The sequence below is a fragment of the Atopobium deltae genome (assembly GCF_001552785.1).
GTDB lineage: Bacteria > Actinomycetota > Coriobacteriia > Coriobacteriales > Atopobiaceae > Atopobium > Atopobium deltae.
Genome location: NZ_KQ959516.1, coordinates 228,669 through 255,223, shown reverse-complemented (window position 1 = coordinate 255,223; position 26,555 = coordinate 228,669). Strand labels below are relative to the sequence as shown.

At 53.5% G+C, this 26,555-nt stretch carries 26 protein-coding genes and 5 tRNA genes; 30 read left to right on the top strand and 1 reads right to left on the bottom strand.

Going from position 1 to position 26,555, the window contains the following annotated elements; translation table 11 throughout:
* Positions 1 to 29: 29 nt before the first annotated feature.
* Entirely contained in the window at positions 30 to 1,073 is a 1,044-nt protein-coding gene (locus tag HMPREF3192_RS06395) for a spermidine synthase (RefSeq protein ID WP_066306603.1), read from the bottom strand.
* A 241-nt stretch (positions 1,074 to 1,314) separates the two neighbouring features.
* Here HMPREF3192_RS06395 and HMPREF3192_RS06390 point away from each other — a divergent pair, with 241 nt between their 5' ends.
* The 30 genes from HMPREF3192_RS06390 (at position 1,315) to rpoB (ending at position 26,552) form a co-directional block, all read left to right on the top strand.
* Positions 1,315 to 1,533 carry a Sec-independent protein translocase subunit TatA/TatB gene (locus HMPREF3192_RS06390; RefSeq protein WP_066306601.1) on the top strand — a complete coding sequence of 73 codons (219 nt, stop codon included), beginning with the start codon at positions 1,315 to 1,317 and terminating at the stop codon, positions 1,531 to 1,533.
* 250 nt (positions 1,534 to 1,783) lie between these two features.
* Positions 1,784 to 2,257 (top strand): transcription elongation factor GreA, encoded by a 474-nt coding sequence (greA, locus tag HMPREF3192_RS06385; protein WP_066306599.1) that lies wholly within the window; start codon positions 1,784 to 1,786, stop codon positions 2,255 to 2,257.
* Between the two features lie 176 nt (positions 2,258 to 2,433).
* Positions 2,434 to 4,485, top strand: coding sequence for a lysine--tRNA ligase (gene lysS / locus HMPREF3192_RS06380; RefSeq protein ID WP_066306596.1), 2,052 nt, complete (start codon positions 2,434 to 2,436; stop codon positions 4,483 to 4,485).
* A gap of 229 nt (positions 4,486 to 4,714) precedes the next feature.
* Entirely contained in the window at positions 4,715 to 7,363 is a 2,649-nt protein-coding gene (locus tag HMPREF3192_RS06375; RefSeq protein WP_082715694.1) for an ATP-dependent Clp protease ATP-binding subunit, read from the top strand.
* Between the two features lie 9 nt (positions 7,364 to 7,372).
* Entirely contained in the window at positions 7,373 to 8,437 is a 1,065-nt protein-coding gene (disA, locus tag HMPREF3192_RS06370) for a DNA integrity scanning diadenylate cyclase DisA (protein WP_066306593.1), read from the top strand.
* A 15-nt stretch (positions 8,438 to 8,452) separates the two neighbouring features.
* On the top strand, positions 8,453 to 9,487 hold the full coding sequence (locus HMPREF3192_RS06365; RefSeq protein ID WP_231723382.1) for an IspD/TarI family cytidylyltransferase: 1,035 nt from the start codon (positions 8,453 to 8,455) through the stop codon (positions 9,485 to 9,487).
* A gap of 48 nt (positions 9,488 to 9,535) precedes the next feature.
* Entirely contained in the window at positions 9,536 to 10,018 is a 483-nt protein-coding gene (ispF, locus tag HMPREF3192_RS06360; RefSeq protein WP_066306590.1) for a 2-C-methyl-D-erythritol 2,4-cyclodiphosphate synthase, read from the top strand.
* Positions 10,019 to 10,144: 126 nt separating this feature from the next.
* A complete protein-coding gene (gene cysS / locus HMPREF3192_RS06355) occupies positions 10,145 to 11,683 on the top strand; it encodes a cysteine--tRNA ligase (protein WP_066306588.1) in 1,539 nt (512 codons plus the stop codon).
* Positions 11,676 to 12,587, top strand: coding sequence for a 23S rRNA (guanosine(2251)-2'-O)-methyltransferase RlmB (rlmB, locus tag HMPREF3192_RS06350; RefSeq protein ID WP_156422897.1), 912 nt, complete (start codon positions 11,676 to 11,678; stop codon positions 12,585 to 12,587). Before cysS ends, rlmB begins: the two co-directional genes overlap by 8 nt.
* A 34-nt stretch (positions 12,588 to 12,621) precedes the next feature.
* Positions 12,622 to 13,155 (top strand): NYN domain-containing protein, encoded by a 534-nt coding sequence (locus tag HMPREF3192_RS06345; RefSeq protein WP_066306584.1) that lies wholly within the window; start codon positions 12,622 to 12,624, stop codon positions 13,153 to 13,155.
* A gap of 166 nt (positions 13,156 to 13,321) precedes the next feature.
* On the top strand, positions 13,322 to 13,681 hold the full coding sequence (locus tag HMPREF3192_RS06340) for a helix-turn-helix domain-containing protein (protein WP_066306581.1): 360 nt from the start codon (positions 13,322 to 13,324) through the stop codon (positions 13,679 to 13,681).
* 84 nt (positions 13,682 to 13,765) lie between these two features.
* On the top strand, positions 13,766 to 14,209 hold the full coding sequence (locus tag HMPREF3192_RS06335) for an ImmA/IrrE family metallo-endopeptidase (RefSeq protein WP_197414584.1): 444 nt from the start codon (positions 13,766 to 13,768) through the stop codon (positions 14,207 to 14,209).
* A 217-nt stretch (positions 14,210 to 14,426) separates the two neighbouring features.
* Complete coding sequence (locus HMPREF3192_RS06330; RefSeq protein WP_066306571.1) at positions 14,427 to 14,795, top strand: hypothetical protein; 369 nt, start codon at positions 14,427 to 14,429, stop codon at positions 14,793 to 14,795.
* 2 nt (positions 14,796 to 14,797) lie between these two features.
* Entirely contained in the window at positions 14,798 to 15,142 is a 345-nt protein-coding gene (locus HMPREF3192_RS06325) for a hypothetical protein (RefSeq protein WP_066306567.1), read from the top strand.
* 1 nt (position 15,143) lies between these two features.
* On the top strand, positions 15,144 to 15,551 hold the full coding sequence (locus HMPREF3192_RS06320) for a hypothetical protein (protein ID WP_066306563.1): 408 nt from the start codon (positions 15,144 to 15,146) through the stop codon (positions 15,549 to 15,551).
* On the top strand, positions 15,527 to 16,198 hold the full coding sequence (locus HMPREF3192_RS06315) for a DUF4417 domain-containing protein (protein WP_082715693.1): 672 nt from the start codon (positions 15,527 to 15,529) through the stop codon (positions 16,196 to 16,198). The genes HMPREF3192_RS06320 and HMPREF3192_RS06315 overlap by 25 nt, the downstream gene beginning before the upstream one ends.
* 77 nt (positions 16,199 to 16,275) lie before the next feature.
* A tRNA-Thr gene (locus HMPREF3192_RS06310) sits at positions 16,276 to 16,350 on the top strand.
* Positions 16,351 to 16,603: 253 nt separating this feature from the next.
* Positions 16,604 to 16,687: transfer RNA gene (locus tag HMPREF3192_RS06305), tRNA-Tyr, on the top strand.
* Between the two features lies 1 nt (position 16,688).
* Positions 16,689 to 16,764, top strand: a tRNA-Thr gene (locus HMPREF3192_RS06300).
* 21 nt (positions 16,765 to 16,785) lie between these two features.
* Positions 16,786 to 16,862: transfer RNA gene (locus HMPREF3192_RS06295), tRNA-Met, on the top strand.
* Between the two features lie 91 nt (positions 16,863 to 16,953).
* Positions 16,954 to 18,144 carry an elongation factor Tu gene (gene tuf, locus HMPREF3192_RS06290; protein ID WP_066306558.1) on the top strand — a complete coding sequence of 397 codons (1,191 nt, stop codon included), beginning with the start codon at positions 16,954 to 16,956 and terminating at the stop codon, positions 18,142 to 18,144.
* A 315-nt stretch (positions 18,145 to 18,459) separates the two neighbouring features.
* Positions 18,460 to 18,609 (top strand): 50S ribosomal protein L33, encoded by a 150-nt coding sequence (rpmG, locus tag HMPREF3192_RS06670; RefSeq protein ID WP_082715692.1) that lies wholly within the window; start codon positions 18,460 to 18,462, stop codon positions 18,607 to 18,609.
* A gap of 11 nt (positions 18,610 to 18,620) precedes the next feature.
* Positions 18,621 to 18,696 (top strand) — tRNA-Trp (locus HMPREF3192_RS06285).
* A gap of 90 nt (positions 18,697 to 18,786) precedes the next feature.
* On the top strand, positions 18,787 to 19,164 hold the full coding sequence (gene secE / locus HMPREF3192_RS06280) for a preprotein translocase subunit SecE (RefSeq protein WP_066306555.1): 378 nt from the start codon (positions 18,787 to 18,789) through the stop codon (positions 19,162 to 19,164).
* Position 19,165: 1 nt separating this feature from the next.
* Positions 19,166 to 19,705: a transcription termination/antitermination protein NusG gene (gene nusG, locus HMPREF3192_RS06275; protein ID WP_066306550.1), complete on the top strand. Its 540-nt coding sequence runs from the start codon at positions 19,166 to 19,168 to the stop codon at positions 19,703 to 19,705.
* Positions 19,706 to 19,867: 162 nt separating this feature from the next.
* Positions 19,868 to 20,296 carry a 50S ribosomal protein L11 gene (gene rplK / locus HMPREF3192_RS06270; protein ID WP_066306546.1) on the top strand — a complete coding sequence of 143 codons (429 nt, stop codon included), beginning with the start codon at positions 19,868 to 19,870 and terminating at the stop codon, positions 20,294 to 20,296.
* 52 nt (positions 20,297 to 20,348) lie between these two features.
* Positions 20,349 to 21,053 (top strand): 50S ribosomal protein L1, encoded by a 705-nt coding sequence (rplA, locus tag HMPREF3192_RS06265; protein ID WP_066306545.1) that lies wholly within the window; start codon positions 20,349 to 20,351, stop codon positions 21,051 to 21,053.
* A 356-nt stretch (positions 21,054 to 21,409) separates the two neighbouring features.
* Positions 21,410 to 21,931 carry a 50S ribosomal protein L10 gene (rplJ, locus tag HMPREF3192_RS06260; protein ID WP_066306543.1) on the top strand — a complete coding sequence of 174 codons (522 nt, stop codon included), beginning with the start codon at positions 21,410 to 21,412 and terminating at the stop codon, positions 21,929 to 21,931.
* 146 nt (positions 21,932 to 22,077) lie between these two features.
* On the top strand, positions 22,078 to 22,449 hold the full coding sequence (rplL, locus tag HMPREF3192_RS06255) for a 50S ribosomal protein L7/L12 (protein WP_066306542.1): 372 nt from the start codon (positions 22,078 to 22,080) through the stop codon (positions 22,447 to 22,449).
* 440 nt (positions 22,450 to 22,889) lie between these two features.
* Positions 22,890 to 26,552, top strand: coding sequence for a DNA-directed RNA polymerase subunit beta (rpoB, locus tag HMPREF3192_RS06250; RefSeq protein ID WP_066306540.1), 3,663 nt, complete (start codon positions 22,890 to 22,892; stop codon positions 26,550 to 26,552).
* Positions 26,553 to 26,555: the final 3 nt, after the last annotated feature.

Here is a 26,555-nt window from a genome sequence, read left to right as displayed (position 1 = left end):
TGCAAGCGTAACAAGACCGTTAGAAATGGCTACAAGCTCGCAGAAAGTAAATCCTGTATGCCAAACTGACTGCTCAGGTCCGCGTCGCTTGCAACCATCACATTGCAACCGCCACGTTTTGGATCCTCGGGGTACTCGGCGATCATATACACATGGGCGAATACCTGCTCAAATGTCGCGAGCGCCTCGTACAGGTGCTCGGAGCGCCTGCCCTCAAGCACCGAAATAATGTTTGCAATATACAGGCCATGCTCGCACAGGTGCTCGTGAATGAGCTTCGCACCCTCCAGCGTGCCCAGCGGGCCAAGCGGTCTTTTTCCTGCGAAGGCATCGTTGACGATAAGATCGAACTTCTCGCCAGAATCACGCAGCCATTGCCAGCCGTCGACGCAGCACAGCTGCAGGCGGCCGTTACGCTCGGTATCGTATCTGTCGATAAGATCGTCCAAGAAGAAATGTTTTTTGGCGAGTTCGGTGATTGCGGGATCGATCTCGATAGCAAATACCTGGATGTTTTTGTGGTGCGCCACGAGGTATTTGGGGAATGAATAGCCGCCTCCGCCGATGACGACGCAGCGGGTGGGTGCGATTTTGGCGTTGGGGTCGGCGGTGTTGCCCTCGGCGGTGGCATCTGCCTGAACCCCACGCATGACACGCATGTATTTTTTGACGAGTAGCGCAAAGTTTCGGTGATACATACAGGCGAGCTCAAAGCGCAGGTCCTTATCGATATAGCTCACCGATTGAAACGCATTGTTGACGTTGAGCAGGCGAATGGGCGTTCCGTCGGCATCTTGGGAGTCAAAAATGAGCGCCTTGCCAAACATGGTTTTGGGCACATAAGTAATGCCGCGAAGTGCAAGCAGGCGAGGAAAAGCCCAGCGAAAGAGCAAACCGAGTACCATCAGACCAACAAGATTGACGACCCAAAACGCTGGTGTCGTGGGGTTAAACAAACTGTCGAGCACGATGTTAGAGAAACGGCATTGTGCATTGCTGGACGCGCCGATTGCTGCGACGCTGCCGCCCGCCGCGATACTGGATAAGGTGTTAAAAGCCGTAGTAAAAGCCATATGGTTTCGCTTTCGATCGTGCCGTCGCGATGAGTCTACCTTGTCGAGACCATTGTCGAGACATTTCCATTTGAAAAATAAATCCCGTACATGGTAGGATAACCACGCATTTGGATATAGTTTTTGTAGTGAACGTCTCGTGTATGTACTCTTTTATATACCTTTTATATACTAAAGGATACGATAAAGGACGTGAACACAACCAAGTACGTGCTTGATTTTACCAATTATGGAGGTAATTATGTTTTTAGGCATGGGTCCGATGGAGCTCATCATTATTGCTGGAGTTGTCCTTCTTATTTTTGGACCTAAGAATCTCCCAAAGCTTGGTAAAACGCTCGGAACAACCGTTAAAAGCATTCGCGAGGGCATGGATGAGGTTGATGATACCCCGTCTACCAGCTCAAAGAAGCACATTGAGGATGCCGAGGTTGTAGACACCAAGTCTGACGATAAGTAATGCGGCTTGAGGACGCCTGCTCGTAAGAGTCAGGCGTCTTGTGCGTTAAGGCCTGTGTCGCTTATGCGAGTGACAGTGTGCATCAGTTCTGCAGCTTAGTGCATGTTTGATTTGTGCAGATACGCTGATATGTGTCGTCGCTTTATGCACGTATAAGCGACAATGAATATTATATAAACGCCGTATGCGCTAAGGCTTGTGCCTGCGCACTACGGCTTGTGTCATAAAAGTTTCGATTAGAGAGTAGAGCATGGAAAACGAAATTATCCTTACTCCCGAAGGCCGCCAGAAGCTCGTTGATGAGCTCGAGTGGCGCGAAGGGGACAAGCACCTCGAAATTATCGAAAGCATTAAAGAGGCCCGCGAGCAGGGCGACCTTTCCGAAAACGCCGAGTACGACGCCGCGAAGGAAGAGGAAGCTCAAAACGCCGCACGCATTGCCGAGATCCGCAAGATCTTGTCGACGGCCAAACTTGCCGAGGTAAGCACTGGTCGCAGGCGCATTGTCTCCATTGGTAGTACGGTGGAAGTTTCTAACGAGAAGGGCAAGAAGCTGTCCTTTACCATTGTGGGAACCACCGAGACCGATTCGCTTTCTAATCGCATTTCGAACGAGTCGCCCGTGGGTGCCGCGCTGATCGGCGCAAAGATTGGCGATTCGGTTGAGTACGCTACGCCGTCGGGCAAGACCCGTACCTTGAAGGTCGAGAAGATCTCGAGGTAGCGTCGGACGTGCCGCCGTCGGGCGCCGCATTGAGGCGTGACATCGGCTTTTGCACGTGGTAACACGTACTATTTGTAGGAATTATAAACGCGACAAGACGTGTTTTGGGATATGCGCAGCGCAGCAGGTTGAGCCGCCGTCCTTGAGCGCGTCTTGTTGTCTAAGAAGGGAACGTCATGGCAGCATCGCAGACCGAATCACAGCAGCATAACGAAACTGCAGCTCAGCTCCAGGCGAGCGCTCAGTCTCAGCCCCAGGTCAACATCAACGACGAACGTGCTGTTCGTCGTGCGCGCCGTCAAGCCTTCATCGATGCTGGCGTCGATCCATATCCTGCGCGTGCAGATATCTCCGCGCATGCGGGTGATCTTATCGACCGCTATGCCCAGCTTAAGGCAGGCGAGTCCACCGAGGACATTTACTCACTTGCGGGACGCATTCGCGCATTTCGCCGCCAGGGGAAGCTTGCCTTTATCGTACTGGAAGATGTAACGGGCTCGCTGCAGCTGTTCTGTCGCCGCGACGTGCTGGGTGACGAGGCCTGGGAGTTGCTCAAACAGTACGATGTGGGCGACATTATTGGCGCGACTGGTCCTGTGGTGCGTACCCGCCGCGGCGAGCTTTCTCTTGCGGCAACCTCCACGACGATGCTCGCGAAGTCCTGTCGTCCGCTGCCTAACAAATGGAGCGGCTTAACAGATAAGGAAACGCGCTATCGTCAGCGCTACGCCGATCTTATCGTCAATCCTGACGTGATGAAAACCTTCCGAAATCGCAGTCGCATTATTTCGGCTATTCGCCGCTACATGGAGCAGGCCCAAGGGTACATCGAGGTCGAGACCCCTATTCTGCAAGAGACCCTCGGCGGCGCCAACGCACGTCCGTTTACGACGCATTTTAACGCGCTGAATCAGGACTGCTATCTGCGCATCGCGACGGAGCTGCACCTGAAGCGCTGCATCGTGGGAGGCATGGAGCGCGTCTTCGAGATCGGTCGCCAGTTCCGCAACGAGGGCATGGATCAGACGCACAACCCCGAGTTCACCTCGATGGAGGCCTACTGCGCCTACTCCGACATCAACGGCATGATGCGCCTGACCGAGGGGCTGTTTGGCGCCATCGCCGACGAACTCGGTCTGGGCGATACCCTCAACTACCAGGGGCAACAGATCAACATTGCGGCGCCGTTCCGCGCGGCCCCCATGAGCGAGCTCGTGAGCGAGGTTGTGGGCCGCGAGGTTTCGATGGAGTCGCCGGTTGAAAGTCTGCGCGAACTCTGTGATGCGCACGAGCTGCCCTATGATGTGAGCTGGGGCGTCGGCCGCTTGATCTTTACATTGTACGACGAGCTTGTCGAGAAGACCCTCGTTAACCCCACGTTTGTTTGTGATTATCCTGTTGAGGTTTCGCCGCTGGCCAAGCGCAAGCCCGACGACCTGCGCTTGACCGAGCGCTTTGAGTTGGTTGTGGCTGGCCACGAGTATGCCAACGCCTTTACCGAGCTCAACGACCCTGTCGATCAGGAGCAGCGCTTCCAGGCGCAGGTGGCTGCCAAGGCCGCTGGCGATGCGGAGGCCATGGAGTATGACGCCGATTACGTGCGCGCACTTGAGTACGGCATGCCTCCTTGCGGTGGTGTTGGCTACGGCATCGACCGCTTGGTCATGCTGTTTTGCGATGAGCCGTCCATTCGCGACGTACTTTTGTTCCCGCACATGCGCCCCGAGCATGCGGGTGCGTCCGCGGGCGCCACAGATGCAGCTGCCGAGAAGACCAACGATACCGCACCAGTCGCCGCCGAGGTTGCCGATGCGGTCCCCGCAAGCGCCACAAAGCCCTTATCGGTACCCTTTGATCCCACAAAACTCACCATTGAACCCTTGTTCGAAGATGAGGTCGATTTCGAAACCTTTAGCAAATCTGACTTCCGCGCGGTCAAGGTGAAGGAGTGTTCGGCTGTTCCCAAATCGAAGAAGCTCTTGCAGTTTGTGCTGGACGACGGCACGGGTGAAGATCGCATCATTTTGAGCGGCATTCACGCGTATTATGAGCCAGAAGACTTGGTAGGCAAAACCCTGATCGCCATCACCAACTTGCCGCCGCGCAAGATGATGGGCATCGCTTCGTGCGGCATGCTGTTGAGTGCCGTGCACGAAGAAGCGGGTGAGGAGCGCTTGAATTTGCTGATGGTCGATAAGAACATTCCGGCAGGTGCAAAGCTGTACTAAACGCTTGCCACACTGCGGGTTGTGCATCGCGTGCCGCCGCGCACGCGATGCACGTTGCAAAATTGTACAAAGTATGTGCGCGCTCATCGTGGGTATACATCAAGCAAAAGACTCATCCAACGACTCGGCTGTCTTTTCGACAGATCTTATCGGCTGACGCTGCTCCAATGCGACCGCCGCCTTTTGGTGGCCCAGCAGCAACGCTAATAGAGAAGGGACCATCTTTTCTATGTTCGAAAAATTTACTGATAGAGCTAAAAAGGTCATGAGCTATGCCAAAGATGAGGCGCGCAAGCTTGGTCAGATGTATGTGGGCACCGAGCATCTGCTGCTTGGCCTTATCAAAGAGCACGATGGCATCGCGGGCCAGGCCTTAACGAAGCTCGAAGTGGATTATGACGAGACCCTCGAGCTTATCCGCGAGCTCACGAAGACGGAAGATTCCGAGGTTCCCGGCGGGCACATTCCCTTTACACCGCGTACCAAGCGCGTGCTCGAAAACGCTTACCGCGAGACGATGCTGCAGGGTAAGACCTACATTTCGACGGAGCATCTGCTGCTTGGCATCGTGCGCGAGGGCAACGGCAGCGCCATGACGGTGCTTACGCGTATGGGCGTGACGTCGGACGCCATCCGTGCTGCTATCAGCGAACTTATCGATAAGTCCCCCGAGGCAGCTCGCGCCGCCGCACAGGTGCGCATGAGCCCCGAGGAATTTTTGAGCCGTCCCGAGTCCGAAGGTTCCACCCTTGCAGAATTTGGTCGCAATCTCACAAAGCTTGCACAGCAGGGTCAGCTTGATCCCGTCATTGGTCGCGACCGCGAGATCGACCGCGTCATGCAGGTGCTCGCACGCCGCCAAAAGAATAATCCCCTTATTTTGGGCGATCCTGGCGTGGGCAAAACCGCCATTGCCGAGGGACTCGCGCAGCTCATTGCCAACGACCAAGTGCCCGATATTTTGCACGACAAACAAATCTGGACGCTCGATGTAGCGGCGCTGGTCGCGGGTGCAAAGTACCGCGGCGAGTTTGAGGACCGCCTCAAAAAAGTGGTGGCCGAGGTCATCGCCTCCAAGCGAGACATTCTGTTTATCGACGAGATGCACACCCTGATCGGCGCCGGCTCGGCCGAGGGCTCCATCGACGCCGCCTCGATTTTAAAGCCCGCACTTTCGCGTGGAGAAATCCAGGTCATTGGCGCGACAACCGCCGATGAGTATCGCAAACATATCGAGAAGGACTCCGCGCTCGAGCGCCGGTTTCAGCCAGTGATGATCACAGAGCCCACGCTCGAGGATTCCATCCAGATCATTCAGGGTCTGCAGGATCGCTACGAGAAGCACCACCATGTGCACTACACACCCGATGCCATCGAGGCGGCGGTCAAGCTTTCGGACCGCTACATTCAGGATCGCTTCTTGCCCGATAAGGCCATCGACGTGATCGACGAGGCTGGCGCACGCACGCGCATTCAAAAGGTCGAGAAGCCCGCCGAGTTCGTTGCTGCTTCCAAAAAGCTGCGTGACATCAAAAAGAAAAAGGCTGCAGCCGCTGCGGCTCAAGAGTTTGAAGAAGCCGCCCAGTATCGCGATACCGAAAAAGAGCTCACCGCCACCGTCAAGCAGTTACGCGACGCGTGGAAAAAGTCGCGTGACGAGCACATTACCACCATCACGCAAAACGACATCGCCGACGTCATTAGTAGCATGACGGGTGTGCCTGTCTCCAACTTGACCGAGGCCGAAGCCTCAAAGTTGCTGCGTGCCGAAGATGCCCTACATCAGCGCGTTATCGGCCAAGACCAGGCAATTTCGTCTGTGGCGCGTGCGATTCGCCGCAGCCGCTCGCCGCTCAAAGATCCGCGTCGTCCAGGCGGCTCCTTCATCTTCTTGGGACCGTCGGGCGTGGGTAAAACCGAGCTTGCCAAAGCGCTCTCGGAGTTTTTGTTTGGCAGCGTTGATGCTCTTATCACCTTTGACATGTCCGAGTTTATGGAGAAGCACGCTGTGTCCAAGCTGGTCGGTGCTCCTCCAGGATACGTGGGTTACGAAGAGGCTGGCGAGCTCACCAAGGCTGTGCGCCGCCGCCCGTATTCGGTGGTGCTTTTCGACGAGATTGAAAAGGCCCATCCCGATGTCTTTAACATTTTGCTGCAAATTTTGGACGAGGGTCGCTTGACCGACGGCCAAGGCCGCAAGGTGGACTTCTCGAACACGGTCATCATCATGACGAGTAACATTGGTGCGCGACAGATTGCTACGACCACCACGATGGGCTTTAGTTCGTCGAGCTCAGAGGGCCTGTCCGATAAGGAAATCAACTCGCGAGTGACCAGCGAGCTCAAGAAGCTCTTCCGCCCCGAGTTCCTCAACCGCGTGGACGAAATTGTGGTCTTTAAGTCGCTCGGCACCAAGCAATTGCGTGGTATTGTTGATCTGATGCTTTCGGAGCTGCGCGATCGCCTGATTTTGCAAGGCATGTCGCTCGAGTTGACCGATGGAGCGCGCGATCTTATCGCTAAGCAGGGTACCGACGTGGTCTACGGCGCCCGTCCGCTGCGCCGAGCGATCCAAACGCTCATCGAGGATCGTCTGGCCGAGGAGCTGCTGGCTGGCAAATGGAAGGTCGGCGACATCATTTCGATCTCGGTCCGCGGTGATTCGCTGGTCTTCAAGCGAAAGCGTGGCAAGATCCCCGAGCTGTCGAAGCGTACTCACATGGAGTTGCCGCAGCCTCGCAATCAGTGGTCGGTTCCCGATGAGTTGCCTGACGGTGCTGGCGAGAACCCCGGCGAGCCCGACACCACTGCAGGTCCCGACACCACCGCAGGTCCCGACACCACCGCAGGTCCCGAAGAAGAGCTACCGTTTACGTAAGGAGAAACAATGGATGCGCCCCTCGATTCCACCCCCGTGTCCTCGATCGACGAAGCAATTCGTCTGACCGCGCCTGGTACGGCCTTACGACACGCCCTCGATATGATCATCGCTGGCAATTTGGGTGCCCTTATCTGCGTGGGCGATTCAAAAAAAGTGCTTGAAGCCGGAAACGATGGCTTCCCGCTTAATATCTCGTTTACGGCAAACAGGCTTTTTGAGCTCTCCAAAATGGATGGCGCTATTGTGATAGATCGCGACTTGACGCAGATCATGCGCGCGAATTTTCACCTCAACCCTGACCCGTCGCTTCCCACAACCGAGACGGGCATGCGTCATCGTACCGCCGCACGCATGAGCTTGCTCACCAACGCGATGGTTATCTCGGTATCGGAACGCCGCCAGGTGGTACACATTTATTTTCGTGGAGAGTCGTATCAGCTGCGCACGGTGGCCGAACTGACCGCCCGCGTCAGCCAGCTGTTGGCCACGTTGCAAACGACGCGCCAGGCGCTCGACCGAAGCCTTTTGCGCTTGACCTCACTCGAGCTCGACAACTATGTGACGCTGGCCGATATCGCAAACATTTACAGCCAGTTTGAGCTGCTCATGGTGACCGACGAGCATCTGCAGGACTACATCGCCCAGCTCGGCTGCGACGGCCGCACAGTCGAGATGCAGCGTATGCAACTCATCGGCGACATGGACAACGAGTACAGCCTCATGATCCGCGACTACGCGAGCGATTCCAGCATCGAAGCAGCTCAGCGCATCCGCAAGCGCTTCTCGGAGCTGTCCGCCAAAAACGAGCTCGACATCAAAAACATCGCGAGCGTGCTGGGCTATCCCGACCGCCGCGAAGATAACGTCATGGTCCCGTTGGGTCTGCGTACGCTGTCGAGAATTTCGGTGGTGCGCGAGGGTATGGCCGATAAGATCGTCGATGAGTACGGCTCACTGCAGGATCTGCTTGACGACATCAAGCAAAATCCCGAGCGCCTTGACGAGATTGGTGTTCGCAACTCGATGATTTTGGCGGACAGCCTGCTCAAGATGCACGAAAGGCAGCAATAGTGAAAGGCAGCAATTGTGAAGCCAGACACGTCGCATAAAGATTCAATGGCGGACACAACGTCGACTGATGTCGCAGCAACACTTTCCGAGCCGACCACCGCATCACTTGCTGCGGCAAAATCGGTGCTCGCACGCCCGTGCAGCTATGCCGAACGCACGCGTACTCACACGCAAACAAAAACCCGCTTGCGGCTGCAAAACCAAGCACAAACACCAGCCGATACCTGCGCCATTATCGCAGCGGGAGGATCGGGTGTTCGCTTTGGTGACCCAAGAGGCAAGCAATTTGTGCCACTGTGCGGCCTTCCTTTAATGAGCTGGTCGTTACTCGCGTTTGATGAGGCTCCTTCAATCTCGTCGATCGTGGTGGTGTGCGCTGAAGACGTTTTGGACGACGTTCGCGAGAAGATCGTCTCGAAGCTGCATTTGCATAAACCTGTTTGGTTTGCGATAGCTGGTGCTACCAGGCAGGATTCCTGCTATGCGGGCTTACTTCGTTCTCCCGTGCACGCTCGCTACGTAGCTATTCATGATGCGGCGCGCCCGCTGATTCAGGCCGACGCTATCGAGCGCGTCATTGCGCGCGTGCGCGCGGGTGCCGTCGCGGGCGCCGAGCGCACAGCGAGCGGCTCCTCGGCAGACGCCGCGCTTACCGTCGCACCCAACGACACCATTGACGGAGCCATTTTGGCGCATCCCGCAACCGATACCCTTAAATTGGTTCACGACAAGCGCATACAAACGACACCACCTCGTGCAGACTATTGGTGTGCCGAAACGCCGCAGGTATTTAAGCGTGCTACCATTCTGCAAGCGAATCATCAGGCGCGCGTCGACGAACTTATCGTCACGGACGATGCGTCGCTCATGGAGCAGCAGGGCTACATAATTGAAGTCGTGCCGAGTGTCGACGCCAATTTTAAGGTGACCGTGCCAGAGGATTTGATTTTGGCCGAGGTGGTGCTGCAAGATCGCATTGCACGTGCAGCGCAAGCGGCCGCTGATGAAGGTGGCAGCGCTGGCAATCCGACTGCGGCCGACGAGGATTAGGCAGCTACACAATCGCTGACGAGGACGTATAAGAGGGGATACAATAACGTGTTACGCATAGGACATGGGTATGACGTGCATCAGTTTGCCGACGAGCGCCCGCTGATTTTGGGCGGCGTGACGATCGAGTATCCGCAGGGATTGCTTGGGCATTCGGACGCCGATGTGGTGGTGCATGCCCTTATCGACGCTCTTCTCGGTGCAATGCGCAACAAGAGCATTGGCGACCTGTTTCCCGATACGGATCCCCGGTATAAAAATGCAAATTCGCTGGAACTTCTCGCCCGCGTGGGTAAGCTCATGCGCGAGAAGGGCATTGCGCTTGTAGACTGTGATTGCACGATCGTGGCGCAGGCACCTAAGCTCAAGGATCATTTTGCGGACATGCGATGTAACATGGCGCATGCGCTGCAACTATCGCCTGAGCAGGTGGGTGTGAAGGCTACGACGACCGAAGGTCTTGGTTTTGAAGGCAAAAAGGAAGGAATAGCAGCTTGGGCGGTGGTTTTGCTGGAGTCGACGAGCGAGTAAGCCACGGCGCAGCATCCACGCCTCGCACCCGCGCCAAAAGCGCCACAACCGCAGTGCCCAGCCTGCGCCCAAAAGCACCCATCCACAAGCAAACCCGCGAAGCATACACAGGAAACCGAGAGAACCATGCTTATTTACAACACGCAAACACATAAAAAAGAGCCCCTGCAGCCCACAGAACCTGGAAAAATCCGCATGTACGTCTGCGGCCCCACGGTGTACGATCAGATCCACATCGGCAACGCGCGTACGTTCTTATCGTTTGACGTTATCCGCCGCTATTTGACCTATCGCGGCTTTGCAGTCACCGTCGCGCAAAATCTAACAGACGTTGACGATAAGATCATCAATCGCGCAAACGAAGAAGGCCGCAGCTCCGCCGAGGTGGCCGAGGAGTTTTCGAACGCGTTTATCGACATTATGCACCGCTTTGGCATCGCTGACCCCGACATTCGTCCCCGTGCGACGCAAGAAATCCAGGCCATGCAAGATATGATTAGCCTGCTCATCGACCGTGGTTTTGCGTACCCCGCCGACAATGGTGACGTCTACTTCTCGGTTCGTTCCGACAGCGCGTACGGCATTTTGTCTGGCCGAGACCTCGATCGGTTGCGTGCGGGCGAGCGCGTGGAGGTCAATGACCAAAAGCGCGACCCCTTTGACTTCGCCCTCTGGAAAGCGGCAAAGCCTGGTGAGCCTGCCTGGCCAAGCCCTTGGGGAGAAGGTCGCCCTGGCTGGCACACCGAATGCTGCGCGATGATCCACCGCTACCTGGGTACGCCCATCGATATCCATGGCGGCGGCCAGGACCTAGTCTTTCCGCACCACGAAAACGAAACCGCGCAGGCCATGTGCGCATGGGACGCCCCCTTGGCGCATACCTGGATGCACACGGGCATGCTGCGCGTCAACGGCGAAAAAATGTCCAAATCCCTCGGCAATTTTTACACCCTCAAGGAGGTGCTGGACAAATATCCTACCAACGCCGTGCGCCTGCTGATGCTCCAGACGCACTATCGCGCCCCACTGGACTTCTCGTTTGACCGCTTGGACGGTACGCTGGGCACCATCGAGCGCCTCGAAAGCTGCGTGCATAATCTGCTTTGGGCTGCCGAGAATACCGGCGAGCTCGCGATCGCACCTGCCGCCGCGCCGTCCGCCGAAACCGACGCCGACGATGTGGACGTCGAATTTAAGGCGGCCATCGCGGCGGCCCGCAACGAGTTTGTTGCCCAGATGGATGACGACTTTAATACCGCTGGCGGCTTAGCAGCGCTCTTTACGCTTGTGAGCAGCGCAAACACCTATTTGGATAAGCATGCGGGACAGGTGGTGCCCGAGCTTGCTCGCGATGCTGCACAAACCATCACCGAGCTACTGGGCGTGCTTGGCATCGAGCTTCAAAGCCAGGATAAGTCTGATCTTCCTGCCGAGTTACTCGATCTTGCAAAACAGTATGCGAGCTATGACGGCAACGACATTGCCGAGGCTGCAAAGTTTGTACTCGATGCACGTACTTCTGCACGCGCCAAGAAAAACTGGTCGCTCGCCGATGCTATTCGTGACGCTCTCGCCGAGCTCGGTCTTATCGTCGAGGACACCGCTGCTGGTCCACGCTTAACGCACAAAAGTGCAGTCAAGGGCAAGGGTGGTGCTCGTGGCTAAACGCACAACGGGCAAACGTCCCGCAGGCAAGGGCAAGCGCCCCACTACTGAGAAGCGCTCCACAGGCAAGAATCCTGCGAGCAAGCGCCCCGCTACAGGCAACCGCCCCGTTGCAAGTAAGCGTCCCACTCCACGTCGCTCACCCGAGCACAGCTACGACCTTATCGAAGGGCGCCGCGCGGTATATGAAGCGCTCGATGCAGGCGTACCCTTAGCAAAAGCGCTCATTGCGCGCCAGAACGCCGAGCAAGACGCATCCTTTGTGGCGCTCTGCAAACGCCTACAGCAAGAGGGCGTCGCGTGCGAAGAAGTTTCAAGGCAAGTGCTGGATAGCTTGTCATCTCACGGCGCTCACCAAGGAATAGTTGTGCGCACGCAGCCATTTGTCTATGCGCAGCTCGACGACATTCTCGACCGCGCCACCGCTGATCACGAGCTCGTGCTCATCCTCGATCACGTAACCGACGAAGGCAATTTTGGCGCCATTATCCGCAGCGCCGAAGTCGTGGGATCCGCTGGCGTGGTTATTGCCAAGGCGCGCGCTGCTCGCGTGGGCACGGCCGTCTACAAAACGTCGGCGGGCGCCGTGTTTCATACTCCCATTGCGCAGGTTTCCAACCTTGCGTCGGCGATTGATACGCTCAAAGAGAAGGGCTTTTGGGTCGCCGGCGCCACAGAACACGCACAGCAGCTGGCGTGGGATGCGCCGTTGCATGGTCGCTTGGCGCTGGTAGTTGGTTCGGAGGGGAAGGGGATTTCCCAACTCTTGCTGAAGAAATGCGACTTTAGCTGCAAATTGCCGCAGCGCGGTATCGTTGAGTCGCTCAACGTGGCCCAGGCGACGACCGCTCTTTGTTTTGAATGGCTCCGCCAGTCGACGGGCTTATCGTCCGACCTTTTGTAAGTAAATCTCGTACATTAAATCGAGCTGATGTGTGATGGCACGACAAGAACTGCTTATTGTCGATGGATACAACGTCATATTTAAAACGCCCCGCTACATGGATCTGATGGATGCCCCCGATCCGAAGTCCTTATCGACCGACCCCTTTGACAGGGCTCGTGAGCTGCTCATTTCTGATGTTGCCGCCTATGCACAGAGCCGCTATACGCCCGTCATCGTGTTTGACGGCTCGGGCAACGTGAGCCCCGAGCGTCCCAATCTTACGCGTGCTTCGGTGCGCCTTATTTTTTCGAAGCCGGACGAAACTGCCGACGCCGTTATCGAGCGCCTGGTGACGCAGTGCCGCTTTGAGGATCGCCCCGTGAGTGTGGTGACTTCCGATAACACCATTCGCGCCACGGTAGGCGGCATCCCTGTCACACGAATTTCGAGTGCGACGCTCATCAGTGATGTCGTGATTAACGAGAAGGACTCTCGGCAGGTCATGGCTGACCAGGGTAAAAAGCGGATGACAGTTGCTGATCGCCTGGATGAATCGACACTTGCTAAGCTTAAAGAGCTGCTGTAGCTAAGTTCGGCATGAAACTGCATATCTTACTAGGTGTTTAGGCACCTCTTCAGTCACAAAAGTACAAGAAAAAATATTCTTGTAGCATAGTTTTACAGATTGTAAAACTATGCTACAATCTTAAAAGAAGGATTCTGTTCGAGGCCTTAGGAGGAAAGGAAGACTCATGTTAACCACGTTAGGAAGATTTCTACGCAAACTGAGAATCGATAACTTGGAGCTTTTAAAGGATATGGCAGACAAGATAGGAATGTCTTCCGCAATGCTCTCTGCCATTGAAAACGGAAAAAGAAGTCCACAGGCCGATTTTGTGGATAGGATTGCAGATGCTTATAGGTTATCAGCAGACGCCAAGCAAGAGCTCATTGCTGCTTTTTGCGAAGTGCAGAATGAAGTAAAGATCAACATGAAGAATAAAAGTGCTAACGATCAGAAGCTGGCCTTTTCCTTTGCACGTCGTTTTGATGAGCTTGATGATCAAAGTAAGAATGAAATTATGAACATCTTAGGAGGTAGAGGGGTTTAGAAGGATAAGTATAAAGACGGCATTGAAGTACAATCCATGTCTAGGCAGGCCATTCGAGATCTTACAAAGACGTTGCGTTCTTATATGGGTGTTTCAGATAATCAAAAGTTTCCAGTTATGAAATTTCTAGAGTTTGTAATGCCCAAGATATATGAAGATTTTAATTATGAAATCCTCTCAAAGGAGGAAATGAAAAACAAGCATGGGGAGACATATCCGAACAAACGTATAATCCACCTGCGTCAAGATGTTTACGAGGGTGCTTGCAATGGAAATGGCAGGGATCTTTATACCGTTGCCCATGAAATAGGGCACTTTTTTATGCATGCTGGAGATTACTCTTTCGCACGTCGTGCTCAAGAAGAATTTCCAGTATATGAAAATTCAGAATGGCAAGCGGATGTTTTTGCTGCAGAACTTTTGATGCCTTATACAGAAATTAAAAACATGCGTCCCGCAGATGTAAGCAGGATCTATGGTGTTTCACCAACGGCGGCACAGGTTCAGTGCAGGATAGTGAATAAATAGGAGTTGATGTGTTTGATTGATTTGAAAAAAACAGTCGTACTTGCTCCAACAAGCACGACTGCAGACGGACCGCTGGGATCCCATTGTCAATTTATTTTAACATTTGTTTCACGTGAGCGAACAATCTTTCTAGCGATTCGACTAGACAAACACAAAGTAATTTTGGTGTTCTCGAAGAATTTTTCGCTTAATCGATCAGTAGGAAGGATTTTTGCCCATGGCAGATTCAAAGTCTCTTTACTCTGACGCATCTGACGAATTTGTAAACAAGGATGTGCAGGAGGAAGCGCAAGCCCAGCGCTGGTACAACAAAAGCAAGGTTCGTGAGGCGCGGCACAAAAAGAAGTGGGAAAGCACTCCTGTTGATATCAACGAGATTGTCGAGCGCTTTGCTCCAGGGGCAAAAGGAGTAAAAGATAAAATTAAATATATCTATAGAGGCGAACGATATATTGTTGTCGCCGATATGGCCTCAGGATATCTTCGAATTCAAGATAGTATTACTAAAGAGTATCTCCACCTAGATGGAACACCAGGTAACGACGATGACACTCATTTTAAGATCAAACGCAGGGAGGAAATGTAATTATGAGAATCGACGTATTTAAAACTTTTGATGGGGTTTCCTATTATGGGGACATTCCTCAATCATTTGGACTAGATGACGCAATAGTGGAATCAAAACGATACAGCTTTGATGTTCCGTGGAGCATGTTAAGCGATTTTGCATTACTGATAGATGATGCATGTGATGTTGCGCTTGATGCTTTTGACGTGGAGTACATACGTTACGAAAAGTGCAACAAACTCATTGATTTGCTGAACACGATTTCCTACCCAGAGTACAAAGAAATGGACAAGTTTATTGCCGACTTAAAGGTGGCAGCCAAACGGGCCATAGAGTATGGCACTGGCGTAGTTGTGGAGCTGTAGTATGAAAAAATCGTATAAATTGTTGGGTTTGTTTTGGGATCGAAAGCCAGAAGCGTCAGCTGTCTATGAGCTGGATGCATACGATCCAGATTATCTTGCTATAACAGAGCAACCGTCTTTATTTGATCTTGTCGAGAAGAAGCGTCGCATTACGCTGACGGAACTTCTGAACGTGAATACTCACCAAGCATTTGAGACCATCATCGAAAAACTAAAAGGCTGCAATTCGGTGGCTATTGTGAATGATTGCCACCCAAGGTCGCGCTCTCGTATCCATCGAGACTTCTTTTTGCACAGGCTGCTGCAGGTAATCGAAGCGCTGTCCTCAAAATTACCAGAATCAAAAGTTATGTTGATGCCGCCTTGGGGGGAGGATAACCAAATATGTTTTCTCGACTTACTGATGTAATGAAGGTAGTGGAGGAGTACTCAAAGTATTTAGAAAGCGAAGGCATCCCACTTGATGAACAGAGCTTTCCAGTTCTTCACCCAGAGTGTTTTCTCGACACGTGGCCAGAAGCTGTAGTTCCTTTCCAGAACAGAAATTCTACCCTCGTTGCAGATCCAAGCAAAACAGTGATCTGTTTTTACTGTCCAGATGAAAGAATCTATCCGAGACTTGACAAAGTTTTTAAAGAAATTCCCGAGTACCAAAGATTTATGGGTGTTGTTGCCACGGACGTAACAGTAACGCAGGATATGGATCCAGAGTGGCAATTCGAAATTATGCTCCTTAATCAGTTATTTATGGGCGTACTTGCAGTCAAAGGCATAAAAGTTATTCCAAACTTACGTTGTGGCTTGCAAGAAACGCTCTTTTGTTTTGAGTCCATACCTCCTGGCGTAATGTGCGCTTCAGGAACACTTGGCTGCTCAAATCTTAAAAGACCACATGACATGAGCTATCTCGAAAAAGTAATGAAAGTGCGTCCGTCCAAAATACTTATTTACGGCAAGCCTGATCCAATTATGGAATCTCAACTCAACACAGTGGGGATTCCGTACAGGCGCTTTGATGATGTGCATCGTGCTACGAAAAAAGAGAGAACGTCATGATTTTTTCTGACGTTCTTCTCGCGCCCCTTGCAAAAATATTGTATGATTACGGTTGCACGATGGGTGCGTTTGATTGTGCTGGTGTAGCTCAATGGTAGAGCCCTGGTTTTGTAAACCAGTTGTTGTAGGTTCGATCCCTATCACCAGCTCCATGATAAGCCCGAGGCCTTTGGGCATACCCGAGGCGCTCCGAGAACAGGAGCTCGCCGACGAGTAATAGAACTGCTCAAGGCCTCGTTTTTATCGACAGAGAAGAACGCCTGAGCTCAAAATGTGCAGGAAACGTGACAAAGTTACGCCCGGGTGCGTGGTTTGCATTGACAAGCTATGATTTAGGTCGTAACATTTGCACGCTTGCAAGCGCGTGTGTTTGGCGCATGTTTGCAAGTCGCTTGAAAAACGCATGGGGATATGGCACAGCGGCAACTGCGGCGGACTGTAAATCCGCTCCCTCTGGGTTCCTTGGTTCGAGTCCAAGTATCCCCACCATGCCCGTGTAGCTCAGTCGGTAGAGCACTTCGTTGGTAACGAAGAGGTCACCGGTTCAAATCCGGTCGCGGGCTCCATTTTTTCGAGCACACGCCCATGCCGGCGTAGCTCAGCTGGTTAGAGCACACGGCTCATACCCGTGATGTCACTGGTTCGAATCCAGTCGCCGGTACCAGAATTCTTACGGCCCCCATGGGCCGTTTGGAATATATACGCAAGTTATTGTGGGATAGCCAATAAGAGCTAGTTCCAAGAGGAGGATGGCAATGGCCAAGGAGAAGTTCGATCGTTCCAAGCCACATGTAAACATTGGTACCATTGGTCACGTTGACCACGGTAAGACCACTCTTACTGCTGCAATCACCAAGGTCCTTTCCGAAACCGAGGGCTGCAAGGCTAACTTTACTGCCTTCGAGAACATCGATAAGGCTCCTGAAGAGCGTCAGCGTGGTATTACCATTTCTGTTTCTCACGTAGAGTACGAGACCTGGGAGCGTCACTACGCACACGTAGACTGCCCTGGTCACGCTGACTACGTTAAGAACATGATTTCCGGCGCTGCACAGATGGATGGTGCAATTCTCGTAATTGCTGCTACAGATGGTCCTATGGCCCAGACTCGTGAGCACATCCTTCTTGCCCGTCAGGTAGGCGTTCCTTACATTATCGTTTACCTCAACAAGTGCGACATGGTTGACGACGAGGAGCTCATTGACCTCGTAGAGATGGAGACTCGTGACCTTCTCTCCGAGTACGATTTCCCCGGCGACGACCTGCCCATCGTTCGCGGTTCCGCACTTGGCGCCCTCGAGGGCGAGCAGAAGTGGGTTGACTCTGTTGTAGAGCTTATGCACCAGGTTGATTCCTACATTCCAACGCCCGCTCGTGACAACGAGAAGCCCTTCCTGATGGCTATCGAGGATGTTATGACCATTTCTGGTCGTGGTACCGTTGCGACCGGTCGTGTTGAGCGCGGTGAGCTCAAGCTGAACGACCCCGTCGAGATCATTGGTATCCGTGACACCCAGAGCTCCGTTGCTACGGGTATCGAGATGTTCCGTAAGACCATGGACTTCTGCGAGGCTGGCGACAACGTCGGTATCCTTCTGCGTGGTGTTAAGCGCGAGGACATCGAGCGTGGTCAGGTTCTCTGCAAGCCTGGTTCGGTAACCCCTCACAAGAAGTTTACCGCTGAGATCTATGTTCTGACCAAAGAAGAGGGTGGACGTCACACCCCATTCTTCGATGGTTACCGTCCTCAGTTCTACTTCCGCACCACTGATGTTACTGGTAACATCAGCCTGCCCGATGGCGTAGAGATGGCAATGCCTGGTGACCACGTCACCATCAACGCAGAGCTCATCTACCCAATCGCTATGGAGGAGGGTCTGCGCTTCGCTATTCGTGAAGGTGGACACACCGTTGGCGATGGCCGTGTAGCTACCATTGTTGAGTAATCTACTCGATTGATTGTTCTGAACCCGGCGTCTTCTTTGAGGGCGTCGGGTTTTGTTTCTGTACATATTGGCATACATTTGCCGCACGAAGCATCTAACGAGAAGATCAAGCGATGTGTACACGCCGCGGTCGCGCGATAGCGCGACGTTCGCGCCGAGAGCGCACGGTCTTCTCAACAGAAGGTTTTGATAGTTTTGTTGAAGATGTCCTTGTTTTGTTAGGATAGCTTGACAAGATCAAACTCGTGATGGTAACGTATTCCACCGCGTATAACTGAGAGGCGCTCTCAGTTATTTGGGTAACTGGGAGGTTTCATGCGTACTATGGTCACCCTAGCTTGCACTGACTGTAAGCGTAGGAATTACACCACGAACAAGAATAAAGCTAACAACCCCGAGCGTATGGAGTTGAAGAAGTATTGTCCATGGTGTCACAAACATACGCCTCATAAGGAAACCCGCTAGGTTTTTCTCATACGCCGGTAGTTCAATTGGTAGAGCATCGGTCTCCAAAACCGACTGTTGAGGGTTCAAGTCCTTCCCGGCGTGCCAGCAAATACACCGGCCCGGCCCCTACGGGCGGGCCGGATTTATTGAGATGGGGTATATCTGCAAAGATGTGCACCCGAAGGGATGAAGTTCATGGCGAACAAGGAGCGCAATAAGAGGAGTGCCCGCAAGGCTCGCGCGCAAGAGCGTGCCGAGCGCGAGATTGCTCAGGTTGATGCTACCCCCACGTCCCAAACAAAGACTGCCGCGGCTGCACAGCCGCAGGCTGCCACCAAGCGCGTAGCTAAACAAGCAAAGGCTGCCAAGAAGCCTAGTTTTCTCGGCAAGAGCATGAGCTGGTTTGGCGATGTCCGTATGGAGATGCGCAGAGTTACCTGGCCTACAAAGGGTGAGTTGAAGAATTACAGCCTTGGTGTTCTTGCCATGCTCGTGATTTTTGGTATCGTGCTTTGGGCCGTTGACCTTGGTGTTGTTGCAGTGCTTTCGGCATATGCAGAGTTAGGGGCATAGCATGGCTAAGCGTTGGTATGTCGTTCATACCTATTCAGGTTACGAGAACAAGGTGAAAGTTGACCTCGAGCATCGTATCGAGACGTTTGGCTTGGAGAATGTTGTTGTTGACATTCAGATTCCGACTGAAGAGGTTACCGAGCTCAAAGAGGGCGGTAAGCGCGAGACGAAGGAAGCAAAAGTATTTCCTGGCTATGTCTTGGTGCGCATGGAGATTGACGATAACTCATGGGCTGTTGTACGTAACACCCCTGGCGTAACTGGATTTGTTGGTATTGATGGTAAGCCGACGCCCTTGACGCGTGACGAGTTCAACAAGATTATGCGCCGCTCGTCGAAGAGCGCAGACGTGCCTCGTCCAGCCTCTACTAATTTGGAAGTTGGTCAGGCTATTCGCGTTGTTTCTGGTCCTTTGGCCGACTTTGATGGCACCATCTCCGAGATTATGCTCGCAGCTGGTAAGGTCAAAGTTATGCTGGCTATCTTTGGTCGAGAAACGCCCGTCGAGCTCAACATCGAGCAAATCGCAGCGATTAACTAGCATTTGCTGCTGCCTTGCGGCGCGTGCCCGCACACCCGCGACTGACAAACATATCAACAACCTCTTGTTTCGTTCGGTGAGGAATGCTTCTGGAGCAAGAGTGTTCGATAACATAAACACATGTATTTGAAACACATGTAAGCAAAACACAGGAGATTACGTATGGCTGAGAAGCAAGTTGTAAAGCTTATTAAGCTTCAGATCCCTGCAGGACAAGCAAATCCTGCACCTCCAGTAGGCCCTGCCCTCGGTGCTGCACAAGTTAACATTATGCAGTTCTGCCAGGCCTTCAACGCACAGACCAAAGAGCAAGCTGGCGACATCATTCCTGTCGAGATTTCGGTTTACGAAGACCGCAGCTTCACCTTTATTTGCAAGACCCCTCCCGCGGCAAAGCTTATCTTAAAGGAGCTTGGCCTCAAGAGCGGTTCGAGCGTTCCTCAGCGCGATAAGGTCGGTCAGCTTACGCAGGACCAACTCAAGAAGATCGCTGAGATCAAGATGCCAGACCTCAACGCCAACGATGTTGAGGCAGCTATGAAGATCGTTGCTGGTACAGCGCGTTCTATGGGCGTTACCATCGCCGAGTAGTATAACGATGTGGGAGGGTTCGCATACCCGCATGCACCACAAAGGAGGAACTATGCCAAAGCACGGAAAGAATTATCGCAACGCTGTTGCCAAGGTAAGCTCTGAGCTCTATAGCCCCAAGGCTGCCCTTGAGCTTGTCAAGGAGCTTGCAGGCGCCAAGTTTGACGAGACGATCGACGTTTCGATTCGTTTGGGCGTTGACACGCGTAAGGCCGACCAGAACGTTCGTGGCTCCATTTCGCTGCCCAACGGCACTGGTAAGACGGTTCGCGTTGCTGTTTTTGCCGAGGGCGAGAAGGCCCGCGAGGCCGAGGCCGCAGGCGCTGACATTGTTGGTGCCGATGACTTGGTTGCATCCATTCAGGCTGGTAACTTCAACTTTGACGCTGCCATTGCAACTCCTAACCTGATGGCTAAGGTTGGTCGCATTGGTAAGCTGCTCGGACCCCGTGGTCTTATGCCTAACCCCAAGCTTGGTACCGTCACTATGGACGTCGCCAAGATGGTCGGCGAGCTGAAGGCTGGTCGTGTTGAGTATCGTGCTGACCGCTACGGTATTTGTCACGTACCTCTGGGCAAGGTTTCCTTTGATATTGCTGCTTTGGTCGAGAACTACCAGGCACTTATCACCGAGATTTTGCGCGTAAAGCCCGCAACCGCTAAGGGCCGTTACGTGAAGTCGGTTGTTGTTTCTTCCACCATGGGGCCTGGTGTTAAGGTTGATGGCACCAAGGTTCGCGCCTTGATGGAAGACTAAGTTTGTTACCTGTGCGCTGATGCGCTTCTCTGCGACACCGTTGTCGGCACTGCCGAGAAGTGCACCGGCGTCTGTTGTATTTTTTATGCTCGCCAGGCTATTTTGCGTGCAGTGCTTGCATACAAGTGCGTACATAGCTATGGTAGAACACGTAACAAAGACGTTGAGCACGTCCACTGCCAGAGACAGCTGGTGCCCGATTGGGGCCTAAGGGGAGAGATCCCGCCCGCCGAGGTGGTCTTAAGAAGTTCGCATCTTTAGGACCCTGTCTGGCATTGCTTGGCAGGGTTTTTGCATGAGCAAGACCCACCGTGCAGGTGGGGCGTGCATAAGGACATGCATAAAGGAGGTGTATTATGCCAGCACAATCTAAGTTCGATATGCTCGAGAAAGTTTCCGCTTCTCTCGATAAAGCAGAAGGCCTTTTTGTCATCGACTACCGTGGTCTTTCCGTAAAGGAGGCACAAGAGCTGCGCCGCTCTTTGCGTGAGTCCCATGCCGAGATGAAGGTCTACAAGAACAACATCGTAAAAATTGCTCTCGAAAAGGCAGGTTTGCCCACGCTTGACGATGCACTCGTCGGTACCTGCGCCTATGTCTTTTACGAGAACGATCCGGTTGATGCAGCCAAGGTCATCAAAGACATGAGCAAAAAGTTCAAGAAACTTGAGTTCCTTGGTGGTATTGCCGATGGTAGAGCTGTAAGCGCCGAGCAGGCAGTCGCTATTGCCGATCTTCCTTCTCGCGAGGAACTTATCGCCAAGTTCGTGGGTTGCATTTCCAATCCTCTTACGCAGACGGTACGCGTTCTCAATGGTCCTGCACAGGGACTTCTTACCGCGCTTTCGGCCTTGCAAGACAAGAAAGATGCTGCATAAGCAATCGCGATGTGCCTGCTGTTTGGGCGCAGATGAAAAACGGATTGCATCACACGGCATGTTTCACCTGTTTGTAGTGTTTGAACATTCGTATGTTAGCTAGGACAACAAAACACAAAGGTTGTCCCTCACAAAGGAGAATTGACATGGCTGTCACAAAAGACGAAATTATTGAAGCTCTTAAGGAGATGCCCGCTTTGGAGCTTGCTGACCTCGTACACGAGCTCGAGGACGTATTCGGCGTATCCGCTGCTGCTCCTGTTGCTGTAGCTGCTGCTCCTGCCGCTGCTGAGCCTGCAGAAGAGAAGACCAACTTTGACGTTGTTCTTGAGGGCTTCGGCGAGAACAAGATCGCTGTTATTAAGGTTGTTCGTGAGCTCACCTCCCTTGGCCTTAAGGAGGCTAAGGAGCTCGTCGAGAGCGCTCCTAAGGCTGTTCTCGAGGGTGCTAAGACCGACGATGCCAATGCTGCCAAAGAGAAGCTCGAGGCTGCTGGCGCTGCTGTCACCCTTAAGTAGTAACTGCTTAAGATTGCGAGTCGCGGCTTAGGGCTGCGACTTGTGAGCCACGGCTTAGGGCTGCGTGCTGCTGCCCAAGAGTTGCAGCCGCCGTTTAGATAAAGCAGCTAAGCTCACGCTCGTACACAACGCATCATGTAAAGGACTTCTGGTTGCGCCAGAAGTCCTTTTGCGTGGGGTTGCAAATGCGCGGGCTTCTCGCCCGGCGTTAAGAAAATTTTTCTTTGGCATCCGCGCACCGTTGCGCTACAATTAAAAATCCTGCACGTATCCTACATATTCCGACTTTTTTGTTTGTGCAGGTAAATGGCAAATTCAAAATTTATACTCCAAAAAGTCAGCTAAGTCAAGTATTTACATTGACCCGGCCGCCTTCCTTCGGTAAATTATTAGATTGCGATATTTGTCGCATTATGTCGTTCCGAAGGAGGAAACACCTGGTGCCTACCACAAAGATTTCCACTACAACCTCCGCAAATGCACGTACGCGCGTGAGCTTCAGTAAGATCACCTCGAACGTCGAGCCACCCAACCTCATAGAAGTTCAGAAGGAATCGTTTAAGCGTTTCATGACCAACGGCTTAGACGAGGCTTTCGCAGAGGCTTCTCCTATCGAGAACGCCGCTGGAACCATGGAGGTTTCGTTTGGCGAGCATCAGTTTGGAGACCCTGCACACAGCATTGCGGAATGCCGTGCAAAAGACATTTCTTACCAAGCGCCTATGCTGGTAGAAGTTCGTTTTGTTAACAAAGAAACGGGTGAAATCAAAGAGCAGCTCGTCTTCATGGGTGACTTCCCCCTGATGACCGAGCGCGGCACATTTATTATTAATGGTTCTGAGCGCGTTGTCGTTTCTCAGCTTGTTCGTTCTCCAGGCGTCTATTTTTCCGAGGAGACCGACGCAGGCATTGTCATTCATCGCTCGCAGTTTATTCCTGCGCGTGGTGCGTGGCTTGAGTTCGAGATCGATAAGCGCGGTCAGCTCGTTGTTTCTATCGATCGTAAACGTCGTCAGTCGGCAACCTTGTTGCTTCGCGCACTAGGCATCGCTGAGTCTGATGACGACATCATTAACTTGTTAGGCGATTCTGACGTCGTGCGTTCGACCATCGAGCGCGACGCGGTACAAACGCGTCAGGGTGCTCTTGAAGAGATTTATCGTCGCCAGCGTCCCGGCGAGCCCGTCACGGCTGATTCGGCTCGTTCGTTGCTGGATGGCTTGTTCTTTAACCCCAACCGCTATGATTTGGCGCGCGTTGGACGTTACAAGATCAACAAGAAGCTCGGCCTTTCGTGTGATCCCGAGGTCACCACGCTTACCAAAGAGGACATCGTTGTCTCGTTGCAGCACTTGCTTGCACTGCATGCTGGCGATACGACCAAGCGTGTTGACGACATTGACCACTTTGGTAACCGTCGCGTGCGCACCGTGGGTGAGCTGGTACAAAACCAGTTCCGCATTGGTATGAGCCGCATGGAGCGCGTTATACGCGAGCGTATGGCTTCGCAGGATGCCGATGACATTACTCCACAATCTCTGATCAACATTCGTCCCATTGTGGCAGCGATCAAAGAGTTCTATGGCTCTTCTCAGCTTTCGCAGTTCATGGACCAGTCCAACCCGCTTGCGGGACTTACCAACAAGCGTCGTTTGTCCGCCTTGGGACCTGGTGGTCTTGCGGGCCATAAGTCTGGTTCGAGTCGCCGCACCAATGTTCCTACTGCGGTGCGCGACGTTCACAACTCGCACTATGCACGTATGTGCCCGATCGAGACCCCCGAAGGCCCCAACATTGGTCTTATCGGCTCGTTGGCACTGTATGCCCACGTCAATGAGTACGGCTTTATCGAGGCGCCTTACCGTCGTGTTAAGGACGGCGTGGTCACCGATGAGATTGTCTGGATGACGGCAGATGAGGAAGAGCAGCACAACATTGCTCCTGCTAACACGCCTACTGACCCCAAAACGCATGCCTTTGTCGAGCTTGATCCCGCCACGGGCAAGCTCGTACGTCCCGCCCGCGTGGTTGCACGTACGCGCGACTTCGACGGTTCCTTTGGTGCTCCTGCGCAGGTGCCCGTCGAGGACATCGACTTTATCGACGTGTCGCCTCGACAGCTCTTGAGTGTAGCTGCGACGCTGATTCCATTTTTGGAGCACGACGACGCAAAGCGTACTCTGATGGGTGCAAATATGCAGCGTCAGGCCGTACCTCTGATCAAGACCGCCGCTCCTTTGGTTGGTACGGGCATGGAAGCTCGTGCCGCCTTGGATTCTGGCGAGATGATCTGCGCTTCCGAAGACGGTCGTGTTATTGAGGTTGACGCACTGCACGCTGTGGTAAAGGGCGCATCGGGCGAGCTCACCTACGAGTTCCCCAAGTTTGAGCGTTCCAACCAATCGACCTGCATCAACCACCGCCCCGTCGTACAGGTGGGCGATGACGTTGTTGCTGGTCAGCCTTTAGCAGACGGTACCTCTATCGATAAGGGCGAGCTCGCGCTTGGTAAAAACCTGCTCGTGGCCTACATGCCATGGGAAGGCTTCAACTACGAGGACGGTATTGTCGTTTCGGAGCGTGTTGTCCAGGATGACCTGCTCACCTCCATCAACATTTCTCGTCACGAGATTGATGCGCGCGATACCAAGCTCGGCCCCGAGGAAATCACTCGCGAGATCCCCAACATTTCGGAGGATATGATCGCAAACCTCGATGAGGACGGCATTATTCGCGTCGGCGCCGAGGTCGGCCCTGGTGATATTTTGGTTGGAAAGGTAACCCCCAAGGGCGAAACGGCCCTCACCGCAGAAGAGCGCCTGCTGCGTGCTATCTTTGGTGCGAAGGCTCATGACGTTCGTGACACCTCGCTCAAGATGCCCCACGGTGCATACGGCCGCGTTGTCGAGGTTATTCGCTTTAGCCGCGAGGCGGGCGACGACCTGCCACCAGGGGTCAACGAGCTCGTGCGCGTCTTCGTTGCACAGCGTCGTAAGATTCAGCAGGGCGATAAGATCTCTGGTCGCCACGGTAACAAGGGTGTTGTCTGCAACGTTTTGCCTGTTGAGGACATGCCGTACATGGTTGATGGCACCCCCATTGACGTACTGCTTGACCCGCTGGGCGTACCTTCTCGTATGAACGTAGGCCAGCTGCTTGAGTGCCACCTTGGATGGGCCGCAAGCCATGGTTGGGATACCACATCCGACCATTCCGACACCCATGTACCAGGACCTATGTATGTCTCGACGCCCGTCTTTGACGGCGCCAACGACACCGAGGTCGCTGAGGTATTGCGCCGCACCAACATCAACATGATTAACAAGGCCAAACAAGAGTACGGCTCGCACATGAACAAGGACTTCATTCCACAGCTTTCGAGCGTGGGTAAGACCACGCTGTACGATGGCCGCACGGGTGAGCCTTTCCGCGATCAGATCACCGTGGGTACCAGCTACATCTTGAAGCTCGGTCACATGGTTGACGATAAGATCCACGCGCGTTCGACTGGCCCCTACAGCTTGGTTACCCAGCAGCCTTTGGGCGGCAAGGCGCAATTTGGTGGACAGCGTTTCGGAGAGATGGAAGTGTGGGCACTGTACGCCTACGGTGCTTCCAACGTGTTGCAGGAGATCTTGACTGTCAAGTCCGACGATACCGTTGGTCGTGTCAAGACCTACGAGGCCATTGTGAAGGACGAAAACGTTCCTTCGGCTGGCACACCCGAGTCCTTCAAGGTTTTGGTAAAGGAAATGCGCTCCCTGGCACTTTCGGTCGAGCCTATTACCTACAGGCGCCGCCGTCATTCGTCCGCCACGCCCGCGCCAACGAGCGCTGCAGCCGCTACGCCCGTCGCCGCTGCCGAGAAGACCGCTGATGCTGCAGTTACCGTCGTAGACGACATGATTGGCGCTCCCGCAACTACCAGCGCAAACGACGCAAGTGACTTGATTGGCGCGTCTGCAATGAGCGCAAACGCATCCGACCCCCGTGTTGCCACCGCATCCGCTGTAGATGATCTTGCAGCCGATCTTATTGGCGACGAGTCCCAGACCACAGACGTCGAAGCCTTTGTTGGCAATGGCGACAACGATAAGGAGTAATCA